25 protein-coding genes and 1 pseudogene are annotated in these 26,751 nt (G+C 63.7%); 14 read left to right on the top strand and 12 right to left on the bottom strand.

What is annotated here, in order from left to right; all coding sequences use genetic code 11:
- From LB524_RS02405 to LB524_RS02355, 11 genes and pseudogenes are all read left to right on the top strand, one after another.
- Positions 1-191: pseudogene (locus tag LB524_RS02405) on the top strand (ABC transporter permease); the annotation flags it as partial.
- A gap of 88 nt (positions 192-279) precedes the next feature.
- Complete coding sequence (locus LB524_RS02400; protein ID WP_015317085.1) at positions 280-1,305, top strand: sugar ABC transporter substrate-binding protein; 1,026 nt, start codon at positions 280-282, stop codon at positions 1,303-1,305.
- 90 nt (positions 1,306-1,395) lie between these two features.
- Positions 1,396-3,519: an ABC transporter permease gene (locus tag LB524_RS02395; protein WP_015317086.1), complete on the top strand. Its 2,124-nt coding sequence runs from the start codon at positions 1,396-1,398 to the stop codon at positions 3,517-3,519.
- The gene (locus LB524_RS02390; protein ID WP_224523455.1) at positions 3,516-4,571 is read left to right on the top strand and encodes a hypothetical protein; all 1,056 of its coding nucleotides are present in this window, start codon (positions 3,516-3,518) and stop codon (positions 4,569-4,571) included. The genes LB524_RS02395 and LB524_RS02390 overlap by 4 nt, the downstream gene beginning before the upstream one ends.
- Complete coding sequence (locus LB524_RS02385; RefSeq protein WP_224523452.1) at positions 4,571-6,067, top strand: sugar ABC transporter ATP-binding protein; 1,497 nt, start codon at positions 4,571-4,573, stop codon at positions 6,065-6,067. The genes LB524_RS02390 and LB524_RS02385 overlap by 1 nt, the downstream gene beginning before the upstream one ends.
- Before the next feature lie 381 nt (positions 6,068-6,448).
- Complete coding sequence (locus LB524_RS02380; protein WP_140615468.1) at positions 6,449-6,859, top strand: carboxymuconolactone decarboxylase family protein; 411 nt, start codon at positions 6,449-6,451, stop codon at positions 6,857-6,859.
- A gap of 138 nt (positions 6,860-6,997) precedes the next feature.
- Positions 6,998-7,834 carry a metallophosphoesterase family protein gene (locus tag LB524_RS02375; RefSeq protein ID WP_224523450.1) on the top strand — a complete coding sequence of 279 codons (837 nt, stop codon included), beginning with the start codon at positions 6,998-7,000 and terminating at the stop codon, positions 7,832-7,834.
- Complete coding sequence (locus tag LB524_RS02370; RefSeq protein WP_224523449.1) at positions 7,831-8,988, top strand: ABC transporter ATP-binding protein; 1,158 nt, start codon at positions 7,831-7,833, stop codon at positions 8,986-8,988. The genes LB524_RS02375 and LB524_RS02370 overlap by 4 nt, the downstream gene beginning before the upstream one ends.
- Positions 8,981-9,904 (top strand): carbohydrate ABC transporter permease, encoded by a 924-nt coding sequence (locus LB524_RS02365; protein ID WP_140714459.1) that lies wholly within the window; start codon positions 8,981-8,983, stop codon positions 9,902-9,904. Before LB524_RS02370 ends, LB524_RS02365 begins: the two co-directional genes overlap by 8 nt.
- The gene (locus tag LB524_RS02360; protein WP_140790348.1) at positions 9,901-10,731 is read left to right on the top strand and encodes a carbohydrate ABC transporter permease; all 831 of its coding nucleotides are present in this window, start codon (positions 9,901-9,903) and stop codon (positions 10,729-10,731) included. The genes LB524_RS02365 and LB524_RS02360 overlap by 4 nt, the downstream gene beginning before the upstream one ends.
- A gap of 26 nt (positions 10,732-10,757) precedes the next feature.
- On the top strand, positions 10,758-12,023 hold the full coding sequence (locus LB524_RS02355) for an ABC transporter substrate-binding protein (RefSeq protein WP_224523447.1): 1,266 nt from the start codon (positions 10,758-10,760) through the stop codon (positions 12,021-12,023).
- 50 nt (positions 12,024-12,073) lie between these two features.
- Here LB524_RS02355 and LB524_RS02350 read toward each other — a convergent pair whose 3' ends face one another.
- From LB524_RS02350 to LB524_RS02300, 11 genes are all read right to left on the bottom strand, one after another.
- Complete coding sequence (locus LB524_RS02350) at positions 12,074-12,961, bottom strand: amidohydrolase family protein (RefSeq protein WP_224523444.1); 888 nt, start codon at positions 12,959-12,961, stop codon at positions 12,074-12,076.
- The gene (locus LB524_RS02345; RefSeq protein WP_224523442.1) at positions 12,961-14,232 is read right to left on the bottom strand and encodes a vWA domain-containing protein; all 1,272 of its coding nucleotides are present in this window, start codon (positions 14,230-14,232) and stop codon (positions 12,961-12,963) included. Before LB524_RS02345 ends, LB524_RS02350 begins: the two co-directional genes overlap by 1 nt.
- Entirely contained in the window at positions 14,229-15,110 is an 882-nt protein-coding gene (locus LB524_RS02340; RefSeq protein WP_224523441.1) for an AAA family ATPase, read from the bottom strand. Before LB524_RS02340 ends, LB524_RS02345 begins: the two co-directional genes overlap by 4 nt.
- Before the next feature lie 8 nt (positions 15,111-15,118).
- A complete protein-coding gene (locus LB524_RS28785) occupies positions 15,119-16,123 on the bottom strand; it encodes a xanthine dehydrogenase family protein molybdopterin-binding subunit (protein ID WP_140714467.1) in 1,005 nt (334 codons plus the stop codon).
- Position 16,124: 1 nt separating this feature from the next.
- A complete protein-coding gene (locus LB524_RS28780; protein WP_140790340.1) occupies positions 16,125-17,492 on the bottom strand; it encodes a xanthine dehydrogenase family protein molybdopterin-binding subunit in 1,368 nt (455 codons plus the stop codon).
- Positions 17,493-17,618: 126 nt separating this feature from the next.
- Positions 17,619-18,101 carry a (2Fe-2S)-binding protein gene (locus LB524_RS02325; RefSeq protein WP_140790338.1) on the bottom strand — a complete coding sequence of 161 codons (483 nt, stop codon included), beginning with the start codon at positions 18,099-18,101 and terminating at the stop codon, positions 17,619-17,621.
- Between the two features lie 57 nt (positions 18,102-18,158).
- Positions 18,159-18,956 (bottom strand): FAD binding domain-containing protein, encoded by a 798-nt coding sequence (locus LB524_RS02320; RefSeq protein ID WP_140873245.1) that lies wholly within the window; start codon positions 18,954-18,956, stop codon positions 18,159-18,161.
- A gap of 21 nt (positions 18,957-18,977) precedes the next feature.
- Complete coding sequence (locus LB524_RS02315) at positions 18,978-19,421, bottom strand: SRPBCC family protein (RefSeq protein WP_140615488.1); 444 nt, start codon at positions 19,419-19,421, stop codon at positions 18,978-18,980.
- Between the two features lie 114 nt (positions 19,422-19,535).
- Entirely contained in the window at positions 19,536-20,363 is an 828-nt protein-coding gene (locus tag LB524_RS02310) for a helix-turn-helix domain-containing protein (RefSeq protein ID WP_224523439.1), read from the bottom strand.
- 178 nt (positions 20,364-20,541) lie between these two features.
- A complete protein-coding gene (locus tag LB524_RS02305; protein ID WP_015317104.1) occupies positions 20,542-21,540 on the bottom strand; it encodes an ABC transporter permease in 999 nt (332 codons plus the stop codon).
- Between the two features lie 61 nt (positions 21,541-21,601).
- A complete protein-coding gene (locus LB524_RS02300; protein ID WP_140615494.1) occupies positions 21,602-22,345 on the bottom strand; it encodes an ATP-binding cassette domain-containing protein in 744 nt (247 codons plus the stop codon).
- 449 nt (positions 22,346-22,794) lie between these two features.
- Here LB524_RS02300 and LB524_RS02295 point away from each other — a divergent pair, with 449 nt between their 5' ends.
- Both LB524_RS02295 and LB524_RS02290 read left to right on the top strand, forming a co-directional pair.
- Complete coding sequence (locus LB524_RS02295) at positions 22,795-23,784, top strand: sugar-binding protein (protein WP_140615496.1); 990 nt, start codon at positions 22,795-22,797, stop codon at positions 23,782-23,784.
- A gap of 187 nt (positions 23,785-23,971) precedes the next feature.
- Positions 23,972-24,754: a FadR/GntR family transcriptional regulator gene (locus LB524_RS02290; protein WP_224523435.1), complete on the top strand. Its 783-nt coding sequence runs from the start codon at positions 23,972-23,974 to the stop codon at positions 24,752-24,754.
- A gap of 21 nt (positions 24,755-24,775) precedes the next feature.
- Here LB524_RS02290 and LB524_RS02285 read toward each other — a convergent pair whose 3' ends face one another.
- Entirely contained in the window at positions 24,776-25,714 is a 939-nt protein-coding gene (locus LB524_RS02285; protein ID WP_140615500.1) for an NAD(P)-dependent oxidoreductase, read from the bottom strand.
- 120 nt (positions 25,715-25,834) lie between these two features.
- Here LB524_RS02285 and LB524_RS02280 point away from each other — a divergent pair, with 120 nt between their 5' ends.
- On the top strand, positions 25,835-26,731 hold the full coding sequence (locus LB524_RS02280; protein ID WP_015317109.1) for an NAD-dependent epimerase/dehydratase family protein: 897 nt from the start codon (positions 25,835-25,837) through the stop codon (positions 26,729-26,731).
- Positions 26,732-26,751 lie beyond the last annotated feature (20 nt).

Below are 26,751 nucleotides of genomic sequence, written 5' to 3'. Positions count from 1 at the left end.
GGCGGGGCGGGGTGCGCAATGTGCTGGTCGGCGCCGCGCTGATCGGCATCCTGCTCAACGCCATGACCATCATCGACATTCCGCTGCTCTACCAGAACCTGATCAAGGCGGCGATCCTGCTCGGCGCCATCATCGTCGACGGCATCATCAATCCGCGCGACGAACAGACCGCGCAACAAGGTGACATTTAGAGCAGATGGGCTAGCCCATCTTGCTCTGGGGTACCCGGTCCGATCGGGACGATCGGCCGGCAATGAAAACCGAACCAGAGGATGAGACATGAAACTGATCAGAACACTCATGGCGGCGGCCACGGCGCTGGCCGTCACCGCCTTCGTGGCGCCGACCTTTGCCGCCGACGATCCAGGCCCCGCTGCCTATGCACAAGCGCTGAAAGGCAAGCGCGTCATGCTGGTGCCGCTGGCGATGGGCTTCGACCTGGCGCAGGGCTGGGCGCATTATCTGAAGAAGGAGGTCGAAGCCTGGGGCGGCACGTTCGAAACGCGCGATCCCAACTGGGTCGTCGATGCCGGCGCGCAGGCGATCACCGACGCGATCTCGTCCGACACCAGACCTGATGTGCTGATCATCCATGCGCCGGACCTCAACTCCTATTCCAAGCTTATGAAGAAGGCGCAGGCCGCCGGCACCTATGTGATCCTGGTCGACAATCCGGCGAATTTTCCCGCCGATGCTTTCGTCGGCAGCGACTGGGACCGGCTCGGCCAGCTCGAGGCGGAAGCCGCGATTAAGGGCTGCGGCGAGAACTCGTCCAAGAAGATCGGGCTGGTGCAGGGCGACCAGGCCAACTCCTCCAGCCTTTACCAATATGCCGGCATCATGAAGGTGCTGGACAAGCATCCCGACTTCAAGGTCGTGGCCAAGCCCGATTCCAACTGGGATGCGACGACCTCGCGCAACGTGACCACGACCATGCTGCAGCAGAACCCGGACATCTGCTCGATCATCGACTTCTGGGATGGCGATGCCACCGGCGCATCGGCCGCGATCCGCGACGCCAAGCTCGACGGCAAGGTGTTTTTGGTCACCACCGGCGGCGGCGAAAAGGCGGCCGATTGCGACAAGCTGAACGACGGCACCTACGGCGCCGTGGTGATGACCGACCTTGCCCGCCAATCGGGCGACATGAACGCCATCATCAAATTCCTGCTGCAGAGCGGCCAGCCGGCCGGCACCTCCCACACCTACATCTACACGCTGGAGAAGGCGACGACCAAGGCCGACCTAAAGCCCGACAGCTGCTGGGACCTGAAGGCGCTGCAGGCCGAAGCGGCGGCAAAGTAAGCTGATCGTCTGCAACCGATATCGACGAGGTGGCCGGATTGTCCGACCACCTCTTTCTCTTGTGGCCCCAGACCTGGCAGCAGTGACCCGATGAGCTTTCGCGAACGCCTCCAGTCCTGGCGCTACAATCTCGTGCCCGACCATCTCGTCGGCGAGATCCTGACCAAGCGCTGGACCGACAACGCCATTCCCTTCCTGGCGCTGGTGGTGACATTGGCGACTTTCGGCTCGATCATTCCGGGCTTCTTCAAGCTTTCTTCCCTGCAGGAATCGACCCGCCAGCTCGGCGAGTTTTCGATGGTCGTCACCGGCATGACGGTGGTGATGCTGGGCGGCGGCATCGATCTCTCGGTCGGTTCGATCTTCGCGCTGTCCTGCTTTTCCGCCGTCTATGTCTTCTTTATCCTCGAACAGTCGATCTGGCTGGCGCTGGCCGCCTCGCTCGCCACCGGGTTGGTGTTCGGCGCGATCAACGGCTACCTCGTCGGCTACCTCAGGCTGCGGGCGTTCCTCACCACGCTGGTGACCTTCATCTTCGGGCGGGCGCTGTTCGACATCCTGGTCACCACCTATGCAGCCGATGTGCAGCTTTCGACCGCTACGTCCGACGTGCTCGATTTCATCGGCGACAGCACTTTCTGGGGCCTGTCCGTCTCGGTGTGGCTGGCGATCATCCTCGCCATCGTCACCCATATCGCGCTGACGCGCTCGCGGCCGGGCTGGCACGTGCTGGCGGTCGGCGGCTCCCGGCGTTCGGCGCACAATGCCGGCATCCGGGTGCGCCGTACCGTGTTCATGACCTACGTCTTTTCCGGCTTCTGCGCCTCGATCGGCGGCTTTCTCATTGCCTGCCGCTTGAGCGGGGCGGGGCCAGGCACCGGCCTCAATCTCGAGATCATGGCGCTGACGGCGGCGGTGGTCGGCGGCGTCAGCCTCGGCGGCGGGCGCGGCTCGGTGATCAAGGGGCTGATGGGCGCCATCATCGTGCTGACCATGACCAACGGGCTGATCCGGCTGGGCTATGGCACCGGTACCAACCAGATGGTGCTCGGCATCATGCTGGCGGTGGCGGTGACCATCGACATTCGCTGGCTCAAGAACCGCCACAAGGTGCTGAACGAGGTCTATGTCGCGCCGGTCTATCTCAGGATGGGCGAAACCCAGTCCGCGGTGCCGGGCTCGGGCACGCCTTACGCGCTCGACAACCGGCTGTCGGCGGCCGACCATATCGGGCTCGGCGAACTGGAAGGGCCGGAAGACGTCATCCTCGACCGCGACGACAATCTCTATTGCGGCACGCGCCATGGCGAGATCGTTCGCTTCTTCGCGCCGGATTATGTCAGGTCGGAGGTGTTCGCCCATATTGGCGGTTTTCCGCTGGGCTTGGCCTTTGACAAAGGGGGCAATCTGATCAGCTGCGTCGGCGCGATGGGGCTCTATTCCGTCTCTCCGGATCGCGCGGTCAAAAGGCTGTCGGCCGAGACGTCGCGCTCCTGGACCTCGATCGTCGACGATGCGCGGCTGCGCGATCCCAATGATTGCGATATCGCGCCGGACGGCCGCATCTATTTTACGGACTCGACCAAGCGCTATGACGCGCATGACTGGGCGCTGGACTCGATCGAGAACCGCGCCACCGGCCGCCTCCTGGTCTACGATCCCAGGGATGGGTCGACAAGGACGCTGCTCGACGGCTACCGTTACACCAATGGTGTCTGCATGGCGCATGACGGCAAGTCGCTGTTCTTCGCCGAAAGCTGGGCCTGCCGTGTGCATCGCTACTGGCTGGAAGGGCCGAAGGCGGGCACCGCCGAATGCGTCATCCGCGACATGCCGGGCTACCCCGACAACATCAACCGCGCGTCGGACGGCAATTACTGGATGGCGTGGCTGGGCATGCGCACGCCGAGCTTCGACCTGTCGTTGCGCCACCCCGACATGCGCAAGCGCATGACGCGTCGGCTGCCGCAGGACGAATGGCTGTTCCCCAACATCAACACCGGCGGCGTGGTGAAATTCAACGAGAAGGGCGGCATCGTCGAGGCGATGGGCGACTTGACGGGCGGCGCGCACCCGATGGTCACCTCGATGCGCGAGCACAAGGGATATCTCTTCGTCGGCGGCATCCTCAACAACCGCATCGGCCGCTACAAGGTTTCCGGCGCCGACCCGAACTGGACCAGCTCCGCCTCGTATTGGGGAGCGCAGCCATGATCCTCGACCCAATCCTGGATATGTTTCGCGGCAAGGCGGTGACGATCCCGCCGCTCGACGGCGCCTTTCGCCCGAATACGCGGCTGGATGAGGCGCCGGCTTTTGTCGGATTGACCGAACCGGACAATCTGCTGGTTGCCGATGGCGGGCTGCTGGCCTCCAGCGGCAACGCCATCTATTCGCTTGCCGCCGGAACTGAGCCGAAGGTAGTCGAGACCTTTCCTTCCCCAATCACGGCGCTGGCTCTGTCGCCATCGGGCCAACTGACGGTGGGGCTCGAAAGCGGCGGGCTGCTGATATCGGGCAAGGAGGTTTCGCTGCCGGCCGGTGTCAGCTGCATCACCGCTGTTGCCTACGCGGAGGACGGCGCGCTGTGGCTGGCCAACGGGTCGGCCGAGCACACGCCGTCGCAATGGGCGGCCGACCTGATGAAGAAGGGCGCGTCCGGTTCGCTTTGGAAACGAGACGCGGCGGGTGGCGAGTTCCGCAAGGTGGCCGGCGGGATCGCCTTTCCCTATGGGCTCCACCCCATCGGCGGCGATGTGCTGGTCAGCGAAAGCTGGCGGCACCAGCTCGTCCGCTTCGACGGTGCGACCGGCAACCGTTCGGCCGTTCTGACGCATCTGCCCGGCTATCCCGCTCGGCTGTCGCCGGCCGGCGACGGCGGGGCGTGGCTGACCTTGTTCGCGCCACGCAACCGGCTGATCGAATTCGTGCTGCAGGAAACGCACTACCGCCAGGACATGATCGACCAGGTGCCGCCGGCCTACTGGATCGCGCCGGCGCTTGCCTCCAGCCGCAGCTTCCTCGAACCGCTGCAATGTGGCGGCATCAGAACCATGGGCATCCACAAGCCGTGGTCGCCGAGCCGTTCCTACGGGCTGGTGGTCAGGCTCGATCAAAACATGCAGCCGCAATTCAGCCTGCACAGCCGCGCCAACGGCACGCGCCACGGCATTTGCAGCGTGGTGGAAAAGGGCGGCCAGCTGTTCATCGCTTCCAGGGGTGGCGATTGCGTGCTGGCCGTCGACCTCGCCTCGGGAGGTTTCTGATGGAACCAATTATTCGCCTCGAAAACGTCACCAAGAATTATCGGGGCGTTCCGGCAGTCAAGAACGTCAGCTTCGAACTGCGCAAAGGCGAAATCCACGCACTGCTCGGCGAGAACGGCGCGGGTAAATCGACACTAACCAAGATCATCGCCGGTGTCGTCGACGCCACGTCCGGCAGGATGTTCCACAAGGGCCGGGAGATCGCCTACGCTTCGCCGCATGCCGCGCTAGAGGCCGGCATTGCCATGGTGTTCCAGGAGACCAGCCTGGTGCCGTCGATGACGGTGGCGCAGAACCTCTATCTCGGTACTGAAAAATTCCTCAACCGGCTGCGCGGCACGTATATTTCAGCACAGCAATTCCTGCAGTCGCTGAATTTTCCGGTCGATCCGAACGCCATGGTGGCGACGCTGGGCGCGGCCAAGCGGCAGATGGTCGAGATCGCGCGCGCCGTGCACCACAAGGCCGAGATCATCATCTTCGACGAGCCGACGGCGACCCTGACGCCGGAGGAGAAACGCCATTTCTTCGCGCTGATCCGGCGGCTGAAGGCGAACGGTGTCTCGATCGTCTTCATCAGCCACGCGCTGGAAGAGGCATTGATGATTGCCGACCGCATCACCATTCTGCGCGACGGTGAGCTGGTGATCACCGACGACACGCCGGCCTTCGACCGCGACAGAATTGTCGCCGCCATGGTCGGGCGCACTTTGTCGGGGCAGATCTACCGCCAGCGCGACGAAGCCAAGCTGCGCAAGGCGGGCCGGAAAGTGCTGTCGGTGCAGGACATTTCGATGAGCAATGTCGTGCGCAACAACTCCTTCTCGATCTTCGAGGGCCAGATCACCGGCGTGTTCGGGCTGATCGGCTCCGGCCGCACCGAGACCTTCAAGGTCGTGTCGGGCATCTATAAGCGCGATTTTTTGCGCGGCGGTACAATCGAACTCGACGACAGGCCGGTGCGCTATCGCGTGCCGAGCGAAGCGGTGGCGGACGGCATCGTCTATGTCACCGAGGACCGCAAGAGCGAAGGCATCTTCGAGACGATGAGCATCGCCGAGAACCTGTTTGGCGGCCTGCTGGCGGCCGGCCGTGAAAAGGCCTGGGTGATCAACCAGCAGGAGATGCACGCGCTATCGGCCGAGTGGACGAAGACGCTCAACATCAAGGCGATCAACGACAATGCGCGCGTGGTCGAACTCTCCGGTGGCAACCAGCAGAAGGTGGTGATCGGCAAGGGGCTGGTGCAGCAGCCGCACATCGTCATTTTCGACGAACCGACGCGCGGCGTCGATGTCGGGGCCATCGCGGAGATCCACCAGATCATCAACCGGCTGGCCGACGAGGGATTGGCCGTGGTGGTGATCTCATCCTATTTGCCGGAGGTCATGAACCTGTCGGATCGGATACTCGTATGCCGGCAAGGCCGCATCGTCGAGGAGTTTTCTCCGGCGGAGGCCACGGAGGAGAAGATCATGTACGCGGCGGTGCACTAGGGGGCGGGGAAGGCGGATGATCGCACCGTTGGATGGAACACCGGAGGTTAGCCGCCTCATCCGCCATTTCGTCATCCACGGGCGGAGCAAGGAGCGTAGCGACGCGGCGCAGACCCGAGGATCCATGCCGGGACTTCGAAGCGTAGCAGCGGTGCAGAATTCTGCTTCGCTGCACTCCACGGCTGGCGTCACGGCATGGATCCCAGGGTCTCCGCGACGGCGCTTCGCGCCTGCTTCGCCCAGGGATGACGAAGTTTAGTGCTTCGGCAAATCTGCAAACGCTTTTGCTCATCGAAAGCTGAATTAGAAGGGCCGGTTAGCCGCCTTTGCTCGAGACCTGAATCAACGACCTGATCCGCCGATCCAACGAAAGGAAATGCCATGGCCACCACAAGACTGCTGAGCGATGCCGAGGTGGAAAAAATCCCGGCGGTGAAGGCGGTGTTCGACGACATCAGGGCGACGCGCAAATCGGATTTCGTCAACAATTTCTGGCGCGGGCTGGCCAATGATCCGGCGGCGCTGAAGCGGATCTGGGAGCAGTTGAAGGTCGTGATGGTCGCCGACAGCGCCATCGATCCGCTGACCAAGGAGATGATCTACATCGCGGTTTCGACCGCCAATGGCTGCTCCTACTGCGTGCATTCGCACACGGCGGCGGCGCGCGCCAAGGGCATGACAGACGCGCAGCACGGCGAGTTGGTGTCGATCATCGGGCTCGCCGGGCAGACCAATCATCTGGTCACGGCCATGCAGATCCCGGTCGATCCGCAATTCGAGGTGAAAAGCTAGCCGTCAGCCAGCCTATCGGCATGGCGGGGAACATTTGTCCCCTGCCTGTTAAGGAAGTGACATGTAACGGCACTAAGGAGACCCACGCGAAGTCGCGCCGGTGGGTTCCCGGCAGCCGGCTCTCGCAGTGGAGCCGGCATGAAAATCGTCCAGATCACCGATACCCATTTCAGCCCGACCAAGCCGCATTTCAACGGCAATTGGGAGCCGCTGGCCGCCTGGATCGCGCAAAGCGGCGCCGATCTCGTCATCCACACCGGCGATCTCAGCGTCGACGGCGCCGACAAGGACGACGACATCGGCTTCTGCATGGAGCTGATGCGGGAAATCTCGGTCCCGATGCTGCTGGTGCCCGGCAATCACGATGTCGGCCATCTCCCCGGTTCGTTGCAGCCGGTCAATGCGGAACGCCTGGACCGCTGGCGCCGGCTGGTTGGTCCTGATTATTGGACGGAGGACGCCGGAAACTGGCGATTTATCGGTCTCGACAGCCTGCTGATGGGCTTTGATGATGCCGAGGAAGAGGCCCAGTTCGAATGGCTGCGTGCGGCGCTGGAAAGCCGTGGCGGCCGGCGTGTCGCGCTCTTCGCCCACAAGCCGCTGTTCATCGACGCGCCCGGCGAAGATGACACCGGTTACTGGAGCGTCCGCCCGGCACAGCGGCAGCGTCTCTACGATCTCATCGGTGCCCATGATGTGGCGCTTTTCGCCAGCGGTCACCTGCACCGGGCATGGCAAGGCAAATACGAAAACACCGCGCTGGTCTGGGGTCCGTCGGCCGCCTTTGTCGTCGGCGACATGGAGCGCGACATGCCGGGCGAGCGGCTGCTCGGCGCCGTCATGCATGAATTCGACGACACGGTCGCCAGCGAGATCGTCGCCATACCCGGTATGACCGTCCACTATTTGGATGACGTGGTTGCCGAGGTCTACCCGCACGAGGCGCACAAGGTCCGCAGGAAAGTCGCGTCATGAGCGCGCTCTCGCTCCGCGGCTTGAACAAGTCCTTTGGCGGCAATGCCGTCCTGAACGGCGTCAGCCTCGATGTCAAAGCGGGCGAGTTCATCGCCCTGGTCGGCCCCTCGGGCTGCGGCAAGAGCACCTTGCTGCGCATTCTTGCCGGGCTTGATCATGCCGACAGCGGCGAGATATTCGTTGCTGGCAAGGACATGTCGGCGGTCGCCGCGGCCGATCGCAACATCGCCATGGTGTTCCAGTCCTACGCGCTCTACCCGCATCTGACGGCCGGCCAGAACATCGCGGTTCCCTTGGCCATGAAGCGGCTGAGCCGGACGCAGCGCCTGCCGCTGGTCGGCTCCGCATTGCCGGGCCAGAAAGAAATCCGCGCTGGCATTTCGCGGGATGTCCGCGAGATGGCGACGGTACTCAAGATCGATCATCTGCTCGACCGCAAGCCTGGTCAGATGTCGGGCGGGCAGCGGCAGCGTGTCGCCCTGGCGCGCGCCATGGTGCGGCGCCCCTCGATCTTCCTGATGGACGAGCCGCTTTCCAACCTCGACGCCAATCTGCGGGTGCACGCCCGTGGCGAGATCGTCGAACTGCACCGCCGCGCCGGCGTGCCGACGCTCTATGTGACGCATGACCAGGCCGAGGCACTTTCGATGGCCGACCGGGTGGCGGTGATGATCGGCGGCAATCTGCTGCAACTCGCCGCGCCCGAGGCGATCTACAACGATCCGGCCCATATCGAGGTCGCCCGTTTCGTCGGCCAGCCCAGGATCAACATCATACCGGCACTTGCCGAAAATGGCCGTGTCAGCTTCGAAGGCATCCGGTTGGCCCTGATGGAGAAGGTGGCAAACGGCCCGGTCAGCCTCGGCATCCGGCCCGAATTCGTCAAACTGTCTCCCAGTGGGCGGAGCGGCCTTGCCGGGCGGATCGAGCGCCTCGAATTCCTCGGTTCGGAAGTCATTGCCCATTGCCGGCTCGATGCGACCGGCGACATCGTCATCGCCAAGCTGGCGCCGCACGAGGCGAGGGACCTGATTGCGGGAATGCCGGTGGGTATCCTCCTTCCACCCGAGCATGCCATGGTCTTCGGGCCGGAGGGAAAGCGGCTGCGCACGGCGAGCGCCGCGCCCGCACGCCAGGAGCCGGCCTATGTCTAGCGTCGCGCTGGCTGGCAATATCCTGAGCGCCGCGGCCCTCCACAGGCGCAGCGAGGACCGCACCGCCTGGCTGCTGGCGGCCCCGGCGATCGTGCTCTTGCTGCTGTTCGTGCTGCTGCCGGTGGTCGCCGTCATCTTCCTCGGCTTCACCGATTTCGAACTCGGTTATGGCAAATTCCGCCTGGTCGGCTTCGAGAATTACGCGCATCTCCTGACCGACCGCACCTTCCGCAAATCGCTGTGGAACACATCGGTCTATACGGCGATCGTCGCACCGGTCTCGATCGTGCTTGGCCTTGGCGTCGCCTTGCTGATCGAAGGCGAACCTCGGGCGCGCGGTTTCTTCCGCACCGTCTATTTCCTGCCGGTCGCATCGCTGATCGTCGCCATGGCGACAGTCTGGCAATATCTCTTCCACCCGACCATCGGGCCACTCAACGCGCTGCTTGCGCTGGTCGGCATTCCTGGCCCGAACTGGCTCGGCGCCTCCAGCACCGTGCTCTACAGCCTGTCGATCATCGGCGTCTGGCAGTCGGTCGGCTTCAACATGGTGCTGTTCCTGGCTGGCCTGACGGCGATCCCGCGCGAGCTCTACGCCGCTGCTCACGTCGATGGCGCGAAATCGGCGCTCGACCGGTTTTTCCTGGTCACCTGGCCGATGCTCGGGCCGACGACGCTGTTCGTCGTCACGATCAGCATCACCAATGCGGTGAAGGTCTTCGAAACCGTGAAGATGCTGACCGATGGCGGGCCCAACAAGGCCTCCGAAGTGCTGCTGTTCACCATCTACCAGGAAGGCTTCGTCTACCTGCGCGTCGGCTATGCCTCGGCAATGACCGTCGTCTTCCTTGCGATCCTGGTCGTGCTGATGCTTCTCCAATACCGCGTACTCGACCGGCGGGTGCATTACACATGACCAGCCTGCCTGCCGGCCGCATCATCCGTTTCGCGCTGCTTTCGCTGGGCGCGTTGATGATCCTCGCGCCTTACATCTTCATGATCTCGACCGCGGGCAAGACGCAGAGCGACATCTTTACCTCGTCGCTGTCGCTCATCCCGCAGCATTTCTATTTTGCCGAGAATTTCGCCAAGGCGCTGAGCAAGGTGCCGATGGCAACACTGCTGTGGAACGGCGTCGTCGTGTGCGGCCTGATCTTCTTCTTCCAAGTGCTGGTCGCGATTCCCTGCGCCTACGCCATGGCCAAGCTGAAATTCCGTGCCGCGCGGCTGATGATGGTGCTGGTCATGCTCGGCCTGCTGGTACCGATCCATGCCACGGCGCTGCCGCTCTATGTCGCCTTCGACAGGATGTCGCTGCTCAACAGCTACACCTCGCTGGTGGCGCCGTTCACGATATCGGTGTTCGCGATCTTCATGTTCCTGCAGTTCTTCCGCGCCATGCCCGACGATCTCATCCACGCGGCAAGGCTCGATGGCATGTCCGAGCTCGGGATCGTCGCGCGCGTCATCGTCCCCAATGCGTGGCCGGCGGTCACTGCCTTCGCGATCTTCTCGGTGGTCGCCCACTGGAACGATCTCTACTGGCCGCTGATCGTCGTCAGCAAGCAGGCCTACGCCACGCCGCCACTCGGCCTGATGTATTTCCGCGCCGCCGAGGCCGGCGACGACTACGGCGCGCTCATGGCCGCCACGCTGATCATCACCCTTCCACTCGTCGTTGCCTTCCTGTTCGCACAGAAGCGCTTCGTCGAAGGCATCACCATGACCGGTCTCAAAGGCTGACCGGGCCAACAAGGAGCAACGAGGCAATGAAGCATATCTCCAGGATTTTTGCCGCGGCGGCGGTGTCGCTGGCGACAGCCCTTCCGGCCTATGCCGACACGACGCTGACGGTCCATTATCCGATGCCCGGCTTCTTCAAGAACGTGATGGACACGATCTCGAAGAAGTTCATGGAAGAAAATCCCGACATCAAGATCCAGTTCGCCAGCCCGTCCGCCACCTATGAGGAAGGCATCCAGACCATCCTTCGCCAGGCCGGCACCGACGAAATGCCCGACATCACCTTCATCGGTCTCAACCGTCTGCGCATGCTCAACGAACGCGACGTTGCCGTCGATCTTGGCCCGCTGGTCAAGAAGGAAGGCAACATGGCTGAGCTCGGCTTCTCCGACACGATCCTGAAGCTGGCGCAGGTCAACGGCAAGCAGGTCGGCCTCGCCTTCGCCACCTCGAACCCGATCATGTATTACAACGCCGACCTGGTGAAGGCCGCCGGCGGTGATCCGGACAATCCGCCCAAGACCTGGGACGAGGTCATCGCGCTCGGCGGCAAGATCAAGGCGCTCGGCAATGGCGTCGACGGCATCGACTTCCGCTGGCAGGGCGACGACTGGATGTTTTCGGCGCTGCTGTTCGGCGCCGGCGGCAAGATGCTGAACGAGGACGAAAGCAAGGTCGCCTTCAACGGGCCGGAAGGCGAGAAGGCAGTCGAGATCCTGCAGCGGATGGTGAAGGAGGGCGGCATGCCGGTCTTCACCAAGCCGGCTGGCGAGCAGGCGTTCGCGGCCGGCAAGGTTGGCTTCGAGTTCCAGACCACCGGCGCGCTGGTCAACACCATCAAGAACGTCGGCGACAAGTTCACGCTGCGGACGGCCAAGATCCCGCTGATCGATCCGGCCAACGGCCATCTGCCGACCGGCGGCAATGCCGTGGTCATCCTGACCAAGGATGCCGCCAAGCAGGACGCCGCCTGGAAATTCGCGAAATTCGCCGCCGGCCCTTATGGCGCGTCGGTCGTCGTGCCCGGCACCGGCTATGTCCCCAACAATGAACTCGCGGCGAAATCGCCGGAATATCTCGGTGATTTCTACAAGAAGAACCCGCTGTTCCAGGCCGGGCTCAGCCAGATGCCGCTGATGGTTCCGTGGTATGCCTTTCCGGGGACCAACGGCGTGAAGGTGACACAGACCATCGTCGACAATCTGTCGCGGATCGTCGACCAGTCGGCGACGCCCAAGGAAGCGCTCACCGATGCGGCAAGCGACGTCGAAGGCATGCTGCCGACGCAGTAAGGACTTGCCAGGGCATCGCCGCGCCAATGGCGCGGCGAACTCCCTGGCGGTCAAGCCGGCCGGTAGATCCGCTCCGCCGTATTCCAGAAGATATCAGCCTCGGCCGCCGGACCGTGCTTCGCTACAGCCGCGCGGTGGGCCTTGATCAGTTCGGCGTGGCTCGTCCACAACTTCTCGATGGGGAAGTTGGAACCGAACATCAGGTGATCCGCGCCCAATATCTCGATCGCGTTGTCGACGATATAGGCGATCAGCGCCGGGTCGTTGCGGTGGACGAAAGTGCCGAGGCCAGACAGCTTGGCGTAGACGTTCGGCGCCGCCGACAGCGTGCGCAGCCCAGCCTTCCAGTCTTCGGTGGTTTCCTGATCCATGCCGGTCAGCATGCCGGCGTGGGTGAGGATGAAATTGGTCTCTGGATTTTCTCCGACCAGCGTCAACCCGTCTTTCATCTGGGCGGGAAAGAGCTGCAGGTCGAAGGACAGGTCATAATCCTTCAGCCGCGCCACATTGGCTCGTACCCTGGGATCGATCACCTGATCGGGGCCAGTGGCGAAGCGGAAGGCCGGGGTCTCGTGCCAATGCAACTGCATGCGCACGCCGCGCAGCAGCGAATATTTTTTCAAGCGGTCGATCTGGGGTCTGATGTCGTCCACCGTCATGTCGGTGTAGCCGACGATGGCCTGCGGCCAGCCGGTTTCATCTGCCGTTTTCTGCAGGAAGGCGACTTCCTTTTCGAAGTCCTCCTTCGCCCAGTTGGTCTGGACGTAGACCGCTTTCTCGACGCCGGACCCTTGCTGGTCGGCGAGAAACTCCTCGATCGGATAGTCGCGGCGGATCGGCTCGTAGGGGCCGAAGATGCGCGGCACCATCGGCCCGACCAGCCAGGGCTGGTCCTGCTGGCGCCAGATGTGGAAATGCGCGTCGATGGCTTTCTGCATCACGATACCCTTTTCCAGATTGTCGCCGCCCGTGGAGCAGGGCGGGCGAGCGACAGGATGAAATCGGTGAGGCCGGCGAGCGACGAGCCGTCGACCAGATCGTCGAGATCAGGCAGGATGGCCCGCAGCGCGGCCGTTGCCGGCTGGAAGCGCGGGTCGCCGGCCAAAGGTGTCGCCAGCGACAGCCGGAAAGCACGGGCGCTCAGCCGGCGCATCGCCGTCTCCAGTTCGGCATGGTCGCCGCGCTCCAGCGCGTCGGACAGGATGATCACTGCCGCACCACGTGCGAAGGCGGAAAAACGCGGCACGGAGAGGAAGGCACGCAGCGTTGGCCCCATGCGGGTGCCGCCGTCCCAGTCGTCGACCTGGGCTGCCGCGCGCGCCAACGCCTGGTCCCTGTCGCGGATCCGCAGCGCTGACGTGATGCGGTTTAGGCGCGTGCCGAAGGTGAAGATTTCTGCCCGGTCAGCGCCTTGCACGGCGGCATGCGCGAGCTTCAAATAATCCGACGTGTGCAGCTTCATCGAGCCGGACACGTCGATCAGGATCAGCAGTTTGCGCGGTACGGTCTGGCGGCGACGCAGCAGCGGCGAGGGGATATCGCCATCGGCGCTGACGATTTCCCTGAGCGAGCGGCGCAGGTCGAGCTTGCCGCGCGAATGGGTGCGCACCGTGCGGAAGGAGCGGCGGGCAGGCAGGGCGCCAGCGAGCTTACCGCGGAAGGCGGTCAGCCTGTCGTCGTCGCGCTGGAAGTCGCGGCTGCTCAACTGTTCGATCGCCGAGGATAGCTCGCCGCCTTCCCGTCGCTGCTCGGCTTCGATCCGCTCGTCGTTGGCGCCGCCATCATCCTTGACGCGGGTTTCCTCGTCGCTGTCGCCTTCCACCACGGCTGATGTGTTGCCGTAAAAATGGCTTTGGAAATGCGCCTCGAATTCTTCACGGCGGTCAGGTGGCGGCGCCAGGGTGGCCAGCGCTGCCTCGCGGATGTCGGCCATCGAGCGGGGGCCAAGCAAGGTTACCGCCTGCATGAAGCCGGAGACTTGTTCGGGGGCGATTATAAAGCCGTAGCGGCGCAGCAGTTGGCCGAAGCCAAGGAAGGGCGTGGCGGCGGGAGGTACGCTCTCCTCGCCCCGTTTACGGGGAGAGGATGCCGGCAGGCAGGTGAGGGGCAGCGCCGACTTCTGGCCATCGTGGCGCCGCCCCTCATCCGCCCCTTCGGGGCACCTTCTCCCCGTGAACGGGGAGAAGGGATCGTTGACGTCCCGGCTCACGCCAGCGCCTCCTCGACGATGCGGCCTAGCTCGGGCGCGACGTAGGAGAGGTCTTCCTCGTCCTTGATCAACACGCCGATGGCGCGGCGGAAGGCTTCCGGCCACGGGCTGCCGCCCTTTTCCAGGATCGTCGCGGCATTGGCCCATTCGACGGCTTCGGCGATGCCGGGCGGCTTGGCGAGCGGGCGGGCGCGGATGGTCTGCACGGCGGTCGCCACCGCGCGCGCGGTAGCCTCCGCGACATCGCCAGCACGCAGCATGATGATGGCGGCCTCGCGTTCGGCGTCGGGGTAGCCGATCCAGTGATAGACGCAGCGGCGGCGCAGCGCCTCGGCGAGTTCACGGGTGCGGTTCGAAGTCAGAATGACGATCGGCTGAGCGGCGGCACGGATGGTGCCGCGCTCGGGGATGCTGATCTGGAAGTCGGACAGGAATTCCAGCAGCAGCGCCTCGAATTCATGATCCGAGCGATCGATCTCGTCGACCAGCAAAATACGCTGCCGCGGCGCCTTCAACACCTGCAGCAGCGGCCGGGCAATCAGGAAACGGTCATCATAGATGTCGATCTCGTGCTCGCCGGCATGGCGGATGGCGAGCAGTTGGCGCTGGTAGTTCCACTCATAGAGCGCATGCGCCGCGTCGATGCCTTCATAGCATTGCAGGCGCACCAGATCGCGGCCGAGCAGCTCGGCCATCGCCTTGGCGGCTTCCGTCTTGCCGACGCCCGGCGCGCCTTCGAGCAGCAGTGGCTTGCCCAGCCGGATCGCCAGGAAGATCGCGGTGGCGAGGCTGTCGTCGGCCAGATAGCGCGAGGCGGCGAGGCGCTCGGCCACCGCCTCCGGCGAGGTCGCGACCGTTTCGGCGTTTCCCTCGGGCATGTCGGTCCTCAGTTAGCCGCTTGCGCCTTGAGCGCGCGCAAAATGCGTTCGGGCGTGATCGGCAGCATGTCGATACGCACGCCGACGGCATCGAAGACGGCGTTGGCGACCGCCGGGATTTGCGGGTTGGCGCACATTTCGCCCGGTCCCTTGGCGCCATAGGGGCCATCTGCCGAGGGCCGCTCCAGCACGATGATTTCGGTTTCGGCGAGGTCGCCGGGACCAGGCATCAGATACTGGTTGAAGTCGGTGCCGCCATGGTCGCGGTTGGGATAATAGGGTTCCGTCGTCTCGTAGAGCGCATGGCTGATGCCCATCCAGGAGCCGCCGACCAGCTGCTGCTCGACCATTTTAGGGTTCAACGCGCGGCCGATCTCGAAGACGTTCTTGACCGTCAGCACCGTGACCTCGCCGGTTTCGTCGTCGACTTCGACCTCGGCCACCGTGCAGGCATGCGCGTAACAGGTCGACGGCTTCATCGCGCCGGTCTCCTTCTCCGGATAGGAGCGCGGGATCAAAAACATGCCCCGACCTGAGATCGAGCGGCCGCGCTTGAAATGCGCCGACAGGGCGACATCGAAGATCGAGATCGATCTCTGTGGCGCGCCCTTGACCAGTATGTTACCCTGGCCGTCGGTTTCGAGGTCCGAGGCATTCACTTCCAGTTCCTCGGCCGCCACTTCAAGCATCACCTGGCGGGCTTCCCTGGCGGCCTGGATGACCGCGTTGCCGGCGCGGTGTGTGCCGCGCGAGGCGAAGGTGCCCATGCAGTGCGGGCCGGTGTCGGTGTCGGCGGTGTCGACGACGACGCGGTCGGTCGGCACGCCGATCGTCTCGGCGCAGATCTGCGCCATGATCTGCTTCATGCCCTGGCCGAGATCGACGCTGGAAAGTGTGACCATGAAATTGCCGGTCGGGGTCGAATGCACCAGCGCCTGGGTCGGGTCGCCGCCAAGGTTCATGCCGGTGGGATAGTTGATCGCGGCGACGCCGCGTCCACGCCTGATCGCCATCTCAAGCTCCGTTCTTGTACGAGGACATCGCCATGTATTTCTCCGCCACCGGCCAGTGGGCGGCGCGCGAGGCTTCCTGCATGCATTCGATGAGTGCCGCGCCCTCGGTCGGCTGGCGATGCGCCTTCATGTCGCCGTCGCGATAGGCATTGATGAAGCGGAATTCGAGTGGATCCATGCCGATCAGCCGCGCCAGCTTGTCCATCTGCACCTCCAGCGCGAAATCGCCGATGGTGACGCCGAAGCCGCGCATGGCCGACGACGGCGTGCGATTGGTGTAGACGCAGTAGGTGTCGATCCAGACGTTGGGGATGGTGTAGGGACCGGGATAGTGCCCGGCGCCCTTCTGCGCGCCATAGGGCGAGTGGCGGGAGTAGGCACCGGCATCGGTGTAGCCGGTGACCTTCCGTGCGACGATGCGGCCATCGTTCATGACGCCGTCCTTGATGACGACTTTTTCGGCCGCGCGGGGCGAGGAGATCTGCATCTCCTCCTCGCGGCTGTAGATAAAACAGACTGGTCGCCCGGTTAGTTTTGCGCCGAGGATGGCAATCGGCTCGACGATGACATCGACCTTGCCGCCGAAACCGCCGCCGACCGTGCCGCCGACAAAATGCAGCTTGCTGCCCGGCATCTGCAGGATGATCGAGGTGTTGTCGAGGGTGAAGAACATCGCCTGTGTGTTGGTGTAGCAGGTGAAGCGGTCATTGCCCTCGGGCGCCACCACGCAACCGGTGGTCTCGGTCGGCGCGTGCTCGATGGGCGAGGACTGATAGCTTTGCTCCAGCACGTGATCGGCCTCGGCAAAGCCCGCCTCGACATCGCCGAAGCGCACCTTGCGGCACGCGCCGCTGTCATAGAGGTAATAGTTCTGGCCGTGATACTCGTTGACGATCGGCGCGCCGGGCTTCAGCGCTTCCTCCATGTCGAACACGGCGGGCAGCACTTCATAATCGACCTTGACCTTGGCGGCGGCTTCCTGGGCGGCACGCTCGGTTTCGGCCAGCACCGCCACCACGGCCTCGCCCTTCCAGCGCACCTTGCCGTCGGCCAGGACCGTCTCGTCTTCCGGTCCGACCTGGATCAGGATCAGGATCGTGTAGACATTGTGCGGCACGTCCCTGGCCGTCAGCACCTTGACCACGCCCGGATGTTTTTCGGCCTCCGACGTGTCGATCGAGCGGATGCGGGCATGGTGATGAGGGCTGCGCACCATCTTCAAATGCAGCATGCCGGGAAAGTTGCGGTCGGCGAAATAGGCGGTCTTTCCGGTGACGTGGCCTGGCGAATCCGAGCGTGGCCGCGCCTGGCCGATCTCATGCAGATCGTCCTTGCGGACATCGGCGAAGTAGCTCTTGCGCAATTCCATTTCTTTGGTCCCTCAGAGCATGATGCCGAAAAGTGTGAAGCGGTTTTCGGGCGACATCATGCTCTATCTCTTTGATTTAGAGCCGGATTCGGATTTCAGGTCTGTTCGACCTGAAATCATCCGGCTCTAGGCCGCGTTCTGCGAATTGGCGCGGGCGGCGGTGAGCACCGCCTGGATGATCGGCTCGTAGCCGGTGCAGCGGCAGACGTTCCCGGACAGCGCCTCGACGACATCCTCGCGGCTGGGATTGGGCGTGTGGTCGAGCAGCACCTTGGCGGCCATGATCATGCCCGGCGTGCAAAAACCGCATTGGCTGGCGAATGTGTCGAGGAAGGCACGCTGCAGCGGGTGCAGCACGCCGCCTTCGGCGAGGCCCGATGTGGTGGTGATCGTTGCATCGTTGCAGGTCTCGGCCAGCGTCAGGCAGGAGAGCCTCAACTCGCCGTCGATGATGACGGAGCAGGCGCCGCAGGTGCCTTGGTGGCAGCCGCCCTTCGGCGAGGTGTCGCCGACCTTGTCGCGCAAGGCATTGAGCAGCGTGGTGCCGCTTTCTATGAATTCGGCTTTTTCGGAGCCGTTGAGCGTGAATTGAACCGGGACCTTTGCCATTCTTCCTCCTTGCGCGCCTGCCCGAGGACCGGACAGACGCGCGCCCTCCCACGGGTGTTATTCGGTCAGCAGCAGTCGGCCGAGATGCACCGGCAGCACTTCGGCGCGATACCAGGCGCTGGCGATCGGGTCGGTGATGGGCGATATGCCTTCAGCCGCGGCAGCCAGCGCCGGTGCGATGCCATCCGGGTCGAGCGTCCTGCCGAGCAGCGCTTTTTCCGCTGCCTTGGCACGCATCGGCCGATCGGCCATGCAGCCCAGCGCGACCCGCGCCGAGGACACGGTCCCGTCTCCAGCCTGTTCCAGAACGATGGCGATGCTCAGCACCGAGACCCCCTTGGGCTTGACCCGCGACACTTTGAGGAAGCGGAAGCTGTCGGGCTTCGGAAGCGTGAAACCGACCGACGTGACGATGGCGCGGCTGTCGTCCCGTGCGGCCAGGAAGGTCTCGATAGGGCTTTCGCCGTCATCGGCAGCGATCGTTGCGTCGAGCGCCAGCAGGGCCACGGCGAAATCGCCATAGGGCGCCGGCGAGAACAGATTGCCGCCGATGGTCGCCATGTTGCGGATCGCCGGGCCGCCGACGGCGCGCGCGGCCTTGGCGAGGGTACCGAGTTCCGGATGGCGGGCGATCTCCGCCATTGTCACCGAAGCGCCGATGCGCACCTTGCCGCCGGACAGGGCGATGCCCGACAGGGCCGGGTCGGAGGCGCGGACAAGAGTGGAGACGGAGATATCGCCTTCATTGGCGGCTCGAACCACAAGCGTGCCGCCGCCGAGATAGCGGCTGCCAGCGACCGTCAGCGCCGCATTGGCGTCCTTCACGGTCGAGAATGTCTGCAATGCCAGCGCCATGGCGCGCTCCCGTGGTTTGGCTCAGCCTTGCTCGGCGAAATGGCTCTTCAGGGCGTTGAAGCCGCCCTGGAAGACATTGGCGCCCATGCCCTCGGCCAGCTTGTCGGCTTCTTCGGGTGCTGCGTCGAAGCTGGCGGTCCATTCGGCATAGGTGCGGTCGCCGTCGGTGACGCGCCTGAGCTGCAGCGTCGCCTTGTGGTTGGTGAGGGGCTGCGGCGTTTCCAGGATGGAATAGCTGACGAGGAAATTGTCATCGGAGAAGTCGAGCAGTTTTTCGCGCAGGCGGGCACCGCTGGCCAGCTGGAAGTTGCGCACGCAGCCGATCGTGCTGGCATCCTTGCCGTCTTCGATATGGCTCTCGACCATGCGTGGATGCCAATCCGGCAACCCGTTGAAGTCGCGTATGCGCGCCCAAACCTTTTCGACCGGTGCGTCGATCACGCTGGAAATGGTGACTTTGGGCATAAGATGTTCCCTTGCGAATTTCGTTGCGGCAAGGGTAGGGCGCTAGCGCGCACAGCGCTTATCAATGCGTCTTGAGCATCTATCAACCAGTCTGAAAAACAGATGGCTGCCGGCTCAGGCCATTGCCCGCGCGGCCTCGCGGTAGAGCGTCGGCGGCACGCCGACATGGTCACGGAAGAAGCGCGAGAAATTGCCTTGCGTGGTGAAGCCGAGATTGCAGGCGACCGAGATCAGCGGCTCCCGCGACCATTGCAACTGCCGCACCGCTTCCTCCATGCGCAGCGTGTTCCAGTAGACGTTGGGCGTCAGGTTGGTCTGTTCCTTGAACAAGGCGAAGAAATGCGGCCGCGAAAGGCCAACGGCGCGGGCAACGTCGTCGAAGGAGATGCGTTCGCAGACATTGGCCTTCATCAGCTGGATCGCCTTGCGGACGCGGAAATCCTGCACGGTGTTTATGCGGCCGCGCGCTTCCTGCGGCGCCGAGGCGTCGGCGGCATCGAGCACAGAGTCGATGAATCGCTCGATCTCGTAGTTGGCGACATCGTCGACGCTCTCATTGTCGGTGAGATGGTCGAGCAGGCTGGCGGCCGCCTGGTGCAGCCAAGGCTCGAGCGCGATCGCCGCCCGCGAAAACAGCGGCGCGCTGGATGGCAGGTCGCGCCGGCGGCGGGCCCAGTCGGGATCGATGTAGAAGGCGAGAAACAGACCGGGCGTCCCGTTTTGCGACAGGACATGGCTGTGGGGCTGGAAGGAATTGATGCCGGCGGCGGTGCAAGGGCCGAGGCGGACCGTCTCGCGGCCGATGGTCATCTCGCCGGCGGTGCCTTCGAGCCAGATGATCAGATGCGCCTCGACATGGGCATGGGTGACGAAGTCGCTCGCGACATTCAGGACAGAAACATGTCCGAACCGGCCCCAGTAGAGCCTGATCGCTTCCGTCATGGCATATCCTCCCGCAAGCGACTGGCCTCCCTTCGCCTGCAGGGGGGATTGTGCGGCCGGTTTTCGGCATCCGTCAAGGCATCGGCTGTTGGCCGGTACCAATGGAGGTTGGCTTCAGCCGATTTTCAGACTGAGCGATAGGATCAGAACGAATAGCGCTTCGACGGCGAAGAGCCCCTCAATCGCTGCGCCTGAAATTGCGGATGCGGTCGAACAGAACCGCCAGCAGGATGGCGCCGCCGATGAAGGTGCCCTGCCAGAAGGCGTTGATGCCGAGCAGGCCAAGGCTGTTGCGGATCACCTCGATGAGGGCGGCACCGACGATGGCGCCAAAGGCGGTGCCGACGCCGCCGGCCAAATTGGCGCCACCGATGACGGTGGCGGCGATCACTTGCAGTTCCATGCCGTTGCCGAGATTGGTGGTGACAGCGCCGAGCCAGCCAGTTTCGATGATGCCGGCAATGCCGGCCGACAGCGCCGAGATCATGTAGACGGCGACCTTGATCTGGCGCACCGGCACGCCGGTCAGCGTCGCGGCGTGCTCGTTGCCGCCAATGGCGAAGATATGCCGGCCGAACTTCGTCCAGCGCAGGACGAAGCCGGTGATCAGGGCCAGCAGGATCGTGTAGAGCACCGGGTTGGCGATGCCGAACACCCAGGCGCCGCCGCCGAGTGCCAGAAGCTTGTCGTGGTCCGGGCCGAACTGGAAGACGACGGTGTTGTTGGAGGCGACCATGGCGAGGCTGCGGGCGATCGACAGCATGCCGAGCGTCACCACGAAGGGCGGAAAGCCCAGATAGGCGATAAAAATGCCGTTGAAGGCGCCGATGACGAGCGCGGTGGCGATCGAGGCCAGAATGCCGATCTCGATCGAATAGCCGGCATGCATGGTGACGGCCAGCACCATCGAGCACAGGCACAGCACAGAGCCGACCGACAGGTCGATGCCACCGGTGATGATGACGAAGGTCATGCCGAGCGCCACGATGGCGACGAAGGTGATGTTGCGGGTGATGTTGTAGAGGTTCTTCGAGGTGGCGAAGGCATCGGTGGCGAAGGACAGGAAGATGCAGGCCAGGATGACGGCGACCACCACCCAGAAAGTCTGGCTGGAGAACAGGCGCGACAGGAAAGTGTGCTGCTTCTGCGCGATCGTCTGGTCAAGGGTGACTGCCATTATCGACCTTTCCTGCCGGCAGCGAAACGCGCCAGCGCAATGAAACCCGGTTTTATCCCTCTCACGCCGCCTGCTCGATGGCGCCGGTGATCAGCCCGGTGACTTCCTCGGGCGAGCTCGACGCGATCGCCTTGTCGGCGACCTTCCTGCCGCGCCGCATCACGATGACGCGGTCCGCGACGTCGAAGACGTCGGGCATGCGGTGGCTGATCAGCACCACGGCGATGCCCTGGTTACGCAGGTTGCGGATGAGGTTGAGCACTTCGGCGACCTGCCGCACCGAGATCGCCGCCGTCGGCTCGTCCATCAGCACGATCTTGGCCTGCGACAGCATGGTGCGGGCGATCGCCACGGCCTGGCGCTGTCCGCCCGACATCTGCTTGACGAGATCGCGCGGGCGCGTCTCGGATTTCAGCTCGGCGAAGATATGGCCGGCGCGCTTGTACATCGCCGCATAGTCGAGGATGCGGAACGGGCCGACGCCACGGCGCAGTTCGCGGCCGAGATAGACATTGGCCGCCGCCGTCAGATTGTTGCAGAGCGCCAGGTCCTGGTGGACGATCTCGATGCCGTGCTGGCGGGCCTCGACCGGCTTGTGCAGGATGAGTTCCTTGTCGTCCATGCGCATCGTGCCATGGCTCGGGCGGAAATTGCCCGCGATCATCTTGACCAGCGTCGACTTGCCGGCGCCGTTGTCGCCCATCAGGCCCACGACCTCCCCGGGCTCGATCGACAGCGACACGTCGTTGACCGCCTGGATGGCGCCGAAATGCTTCGAGATGTTGGTGAGTTCGAGAACCGCCACCCGTCTTTGCCTCCCATGCCTGGCCCATCCGCACGCGGACAGGCGACAGCTTCCATTGGCTTTCCCCAGCTCCTCCCGGGGGCAGCGATGCGGTCATTTACGCGAATGGCATCGCGGGCGTCAATTGTCGAACGGGCAATTGTCAGACGAATAGTGCCGTGCGGAATTTGAAAAATCAGTTTTGTAGGACAAATAGCATTGACGTTGGCGGCAAGCCGTTATTAGTTGAGCGTCGGAGGAAGACATGCCGGCTTTGACGACGCCATCGGCGGCGCCAACGGCAGGAAGGTTTTGGCGATCGTGCAGCGTCGTCGCTGGGAGGGTCGTATCTGAAAATGCTTATCGGCCTGGCCGGATTGAATGGGCGCATGCGTCTCAGTCATCTCGCATCCCGGCTGGTTTGTGTGGCGGGCACGCCGTGTCCGTCTGGTTGCAAAGGGAGGACTGACATGAGGAAAACAGTATTGCTCGCCGCCGTCGCCGCCATGGCGTTGGGCGCCGGGCCGGCTTTGGCCAAGAAGCAGCTCGTCATCGTGGTGAAAGGTCTCGACAATCCATTCTTCGAAGCCATCCACCAGGGCTGCGAGAAATGGAACAAGGAAAACGCCAGCTCGGAATATGAATGCTTCTACACCGGTCCGGCATCGACTTCCGACGAGGCCGGCGAGGCGCAGATCGTGCAGGATATGCTGAGCAAGGCCGACACGGTGGCGATGGCGATCTCGCCGTCCAACGCGCCACTGATCGCACAGACGATCAAGAGCGCCAATCCGTCGATCCCGATCATGACCGTCGACGCCGACCTCGCCAAGGAAGACGCGGCACTGCGCAAGACCTATCTCGGCACCGACAACTACCTGATGGGCAAGAAAATCGGCGAGTACATCAAGAAGGCCAAGCCGAATGGTGGCACGATCTGCACCATCGAGGGCAATCCGGCGGCCGACAACATCTTGCGTCGCGCGCAAGGCATGCGCGACGCGCTGACGGGCAAGGAAGGCCTCACGGCACTTGCCGGCGAAGGCGGCTGGACGGAAGTCGCCGGCTGCCCGGTATTCACCAATGACGACGGAGCCAAGGGCGTTCAGGCGATGACCGACATCCTCGCCGCCAATCCCAAGCTCGACGCGTTCGGCATCATGGGCGGCTGGCCGCTGTTCGGCGCGCCGCAGCCCTACCGCGACCTGGTCGGACCGCTCAAGGACCGGCTGGCCAAGAACGACTTCGTCATCGGCGCCGCCGACACGATCGGCGACGAGGTGGCCATCGCCAGGGACGGCCTTGTCACCGCGCTGGTCGGCCAGCGGCCCTTCGAAATGGGCTACAAGGCACCATCGGTGATGATCGACCTGGTCGAAGGCAAGAAGGTTGACGATCCGGTCTTCACCGGTCTCGACGAATGCACCAAGGACACGGTCGACACCTGCATCCAGAAATAGGCCGCGATTTCGGGGCGCTCGCCAACGAGCGCCCCGTTTCCTCCAATTCTTCAACAGGACGCCTTGGTTGGGGCTATCGGAGCCCGGCTTTGACGCGTCAGTGGTTTGGATTTTCGGCAACGGGATCGGTGCGCCGCGCGGGTTTGGATCAATCCGGGTGACTGGCGGCCGACCTATTGGAACGTGGATGCCGGACGAGAAGGCAAAGAAAAAAGCCGGCCGGGCCAAGGCGCAAGCCAGCCACGACCCGGCAGCCATGCGCAGGGTGGATGCGGCGCACTTTCCCGGGTCCAGCGTCCATGCCTCGCTCGCCAGCGAGATTGGCCTCAGGATCGTGCGCGGCGACTATCCGCCTGGCAGCATCCTGCCCAATGAGGCCAAATGGGCCGAAACCTTCAATGTCAGCCGTTCGGCGGTGCGCGAGGCGATCAAGATGCTGATGGCCAAGAGCCTTCTGGCGTCGCGGCCAAAGATCGGGAGTTGGGTCGAGCCGAAGGAGCGCTGGAACCTGCTCGACCGCGACGTGCTGGCCTGGTACGCGACCGCGCCGGATCGCGAAGCGTTCCTTCGCACCGTGCAGGAGTTCCGCCACATCATCGAACCGGAAGCATCCGCCTTTGCCGCAATACGGCGCAGCGACGAGCAGATGGCCGAGATCAGCCTGGCCTGCCGGGAGATGGCCGAGGCGGCCAACCTGCCCGAGCGCATCCGTGCCGACACGCGCTTCCACCTCGCCATCCTGCGGGCCTCGGGCAACGACCTTCTGGTGCCGCTCGGCGTGTTGATCGAATCGGCGCTCGACCATCTCTTCATCTTCACCACACGCCAGGTCGGCGATCAACGGCGGGCACAGAAACTGCACGAGGCGATCGAGAAAAGCATCCGCCTGCAGCGGCCAGCCGCGGCGCGCAACGCCGTGCACAAGCTGCTTGCCGACACCGATGAGGGGATCGGAAGGGGCCGGCGCTAAGGCCAGCCGACCGTCCGGGTCTCAGATCGTCTGCTTCCTTCCATCCTTCGTCGGCATCAGGTCGATGCCATTGACCTTGGCGATGTGCGTGGCCAGCATCGGCACGAACTGCTCGGCCGGGCCGGTTGCGTGAGCGCCGGCGAAGGCGTTCTTGGTGGCGTTGCCGAGCGGATTGGCGATGCCCGCCGCCCCCGCCATCGATTCCAGATAGGTCAGGTCCTTGAAGGCATTGGCGATGGTGAATTTGTGGGCGTCGCGGTCGCCTTCCAGCGTCCAGCGCATGAAGGTCTGATAGAAGCCGCAATCCATGCGGCCATTGCGGATGACGCTGTCGAAACGCGGCGGCGAGATGCCGACCTTCTCCGCCAGTGCCAAGGCCTCGGAATAAAGGGCGGCGTAGCCCAGCGAGATGAAATTGTTGAGCAGCTTCATGCGGTGGCCGTCTCCGGTATCGCCGATATGCACGATGCGGCCGGCCCAGGTGTCGATCACCGGCTTGACCCTGGCAAAGACGGCATCGGGCGCGCCGACCATGGCGTCGAGCGTGCCTTCCCAGGCTTCCTTCGGCGTGCGGCTGAGCGGCGCGTCGACATAGTCGACGCCGAGCGCCTTGAGTTCCGCGGCAAGTGCCACGGTCGAGACCGGATCCGATGTCGAGCAGTCGACGACGACCGCCCCCTTCTTCAAACCCTCCTTGAGGCCATCGGGACCGCGAATGATAGCCTCCACCTCGCGCGAGCCGGTGACGCAGATGAAGACGATATCGGATGCCGCCGCCACATCGCGGGAAGTCGATGCCTCACGAGCGCCTCGGCCGAGAAGATCCTCCGCCGGTTTGCGGTTCTTGCGGCCGAGGAAGGTCAGGGAATATCCCTTGTCGACGATGTTCTTGGCGATGCCGTGCCCCATCAATCCAAGGCCGACAAAGCCGATCTTCTCACCCGTAGCGGTCGTGTTCATGCTGTCTGTCCTGTTGCGTGATTATCGATAATGTCGCCGCTGTTTTAGCCATAGACGGTTGCAGAAAGCAATATTGTCTGACAATACACGTAAATCCCAGGACTTTCGTGGAGACCAGAAATGACGAAGCGGATCATGTTCACCGGCGGCAGCGGCAAGGCTGGGCGCCACGTCGTGCAATATCTGGTGGAGCAGGGTTGCCAGGTGCTCAACATCGACACCAGGCCGCTCGACAATCCCAAGGTGCGCACGCTGATCACCGACATCACCGACAGCGGCCAGGTGTTCAACGCGCTGTCTAGCTATATGGGGCTGCACGAATTCGACCCCTCGCTACGCCCGCAGCCAGTGGACGCCGTGGTGCATTTTGCTGCCATTCCACGCATCATGATCACGCCCGACAACGAGGTGTTCCGCATCAATGCAATGGGCACCTACAACATCATCGAGGCGGCGGTGAAGCTCGGCATCCGCAAGGTGATCATCGCTTCCAGCGAGACGACCTACGGCCTGGTGTTCGCCAACGAGCCGCGCGATCCCGCGTATTTCCCGCTCGACGAGGACTATGACGTCGACCCGATGGACAGCTATGCGCTGTCAAAGATCGTCAACGAGAAGACCGCGCGCGCTTTCGCGCAGCGCAATGGCACGGATATCTATGCCTTGCGCATAGGCAACGTCATCGAGCCGCATGAGTATTCGCTGTTTCCGAAATGGTTCGCCGATCCTGGTTTTCGCAAGCGTATCGCCTGGAGCTACATCGATGCCCGGGACCTTGGCCAGATCACGCTGCGTGCCGTCGAGAAGGATGGGCTGGGCTACCAGGTGTTCAATGCCGCCAATGACGACACCTCGTCCGACCTGCCGACCGCCGAACTCCTGAAGCGGTTCTATCCCGACGTGCCGGTCAAGGGCGAACTCGGTGAATACGAGACGCTGCTGTCGAACCGCAAGGCGCGCGACATGCTCGGCTTCCGCCCGGAGCACAGCTGGCGCAAATACGTCAAGACCGCCTAAGCGAGCTCGAATCACGGCTG

It is taken from the genome of Mesorhizobium sp. ESP6-5, assembly GCF_020164695.1.
Lineage (GTDB): Bacteria > Pseudomonadota > Alphaproteobacteria > Rhizobiales > Rhizobiaceae > Mesorhizobium > Mesorhizobium australicum.
Note: the sequence above shows the minus strand (reverse complement) of the source record. Positions and strands in the feature narration are given on the sequence as shown.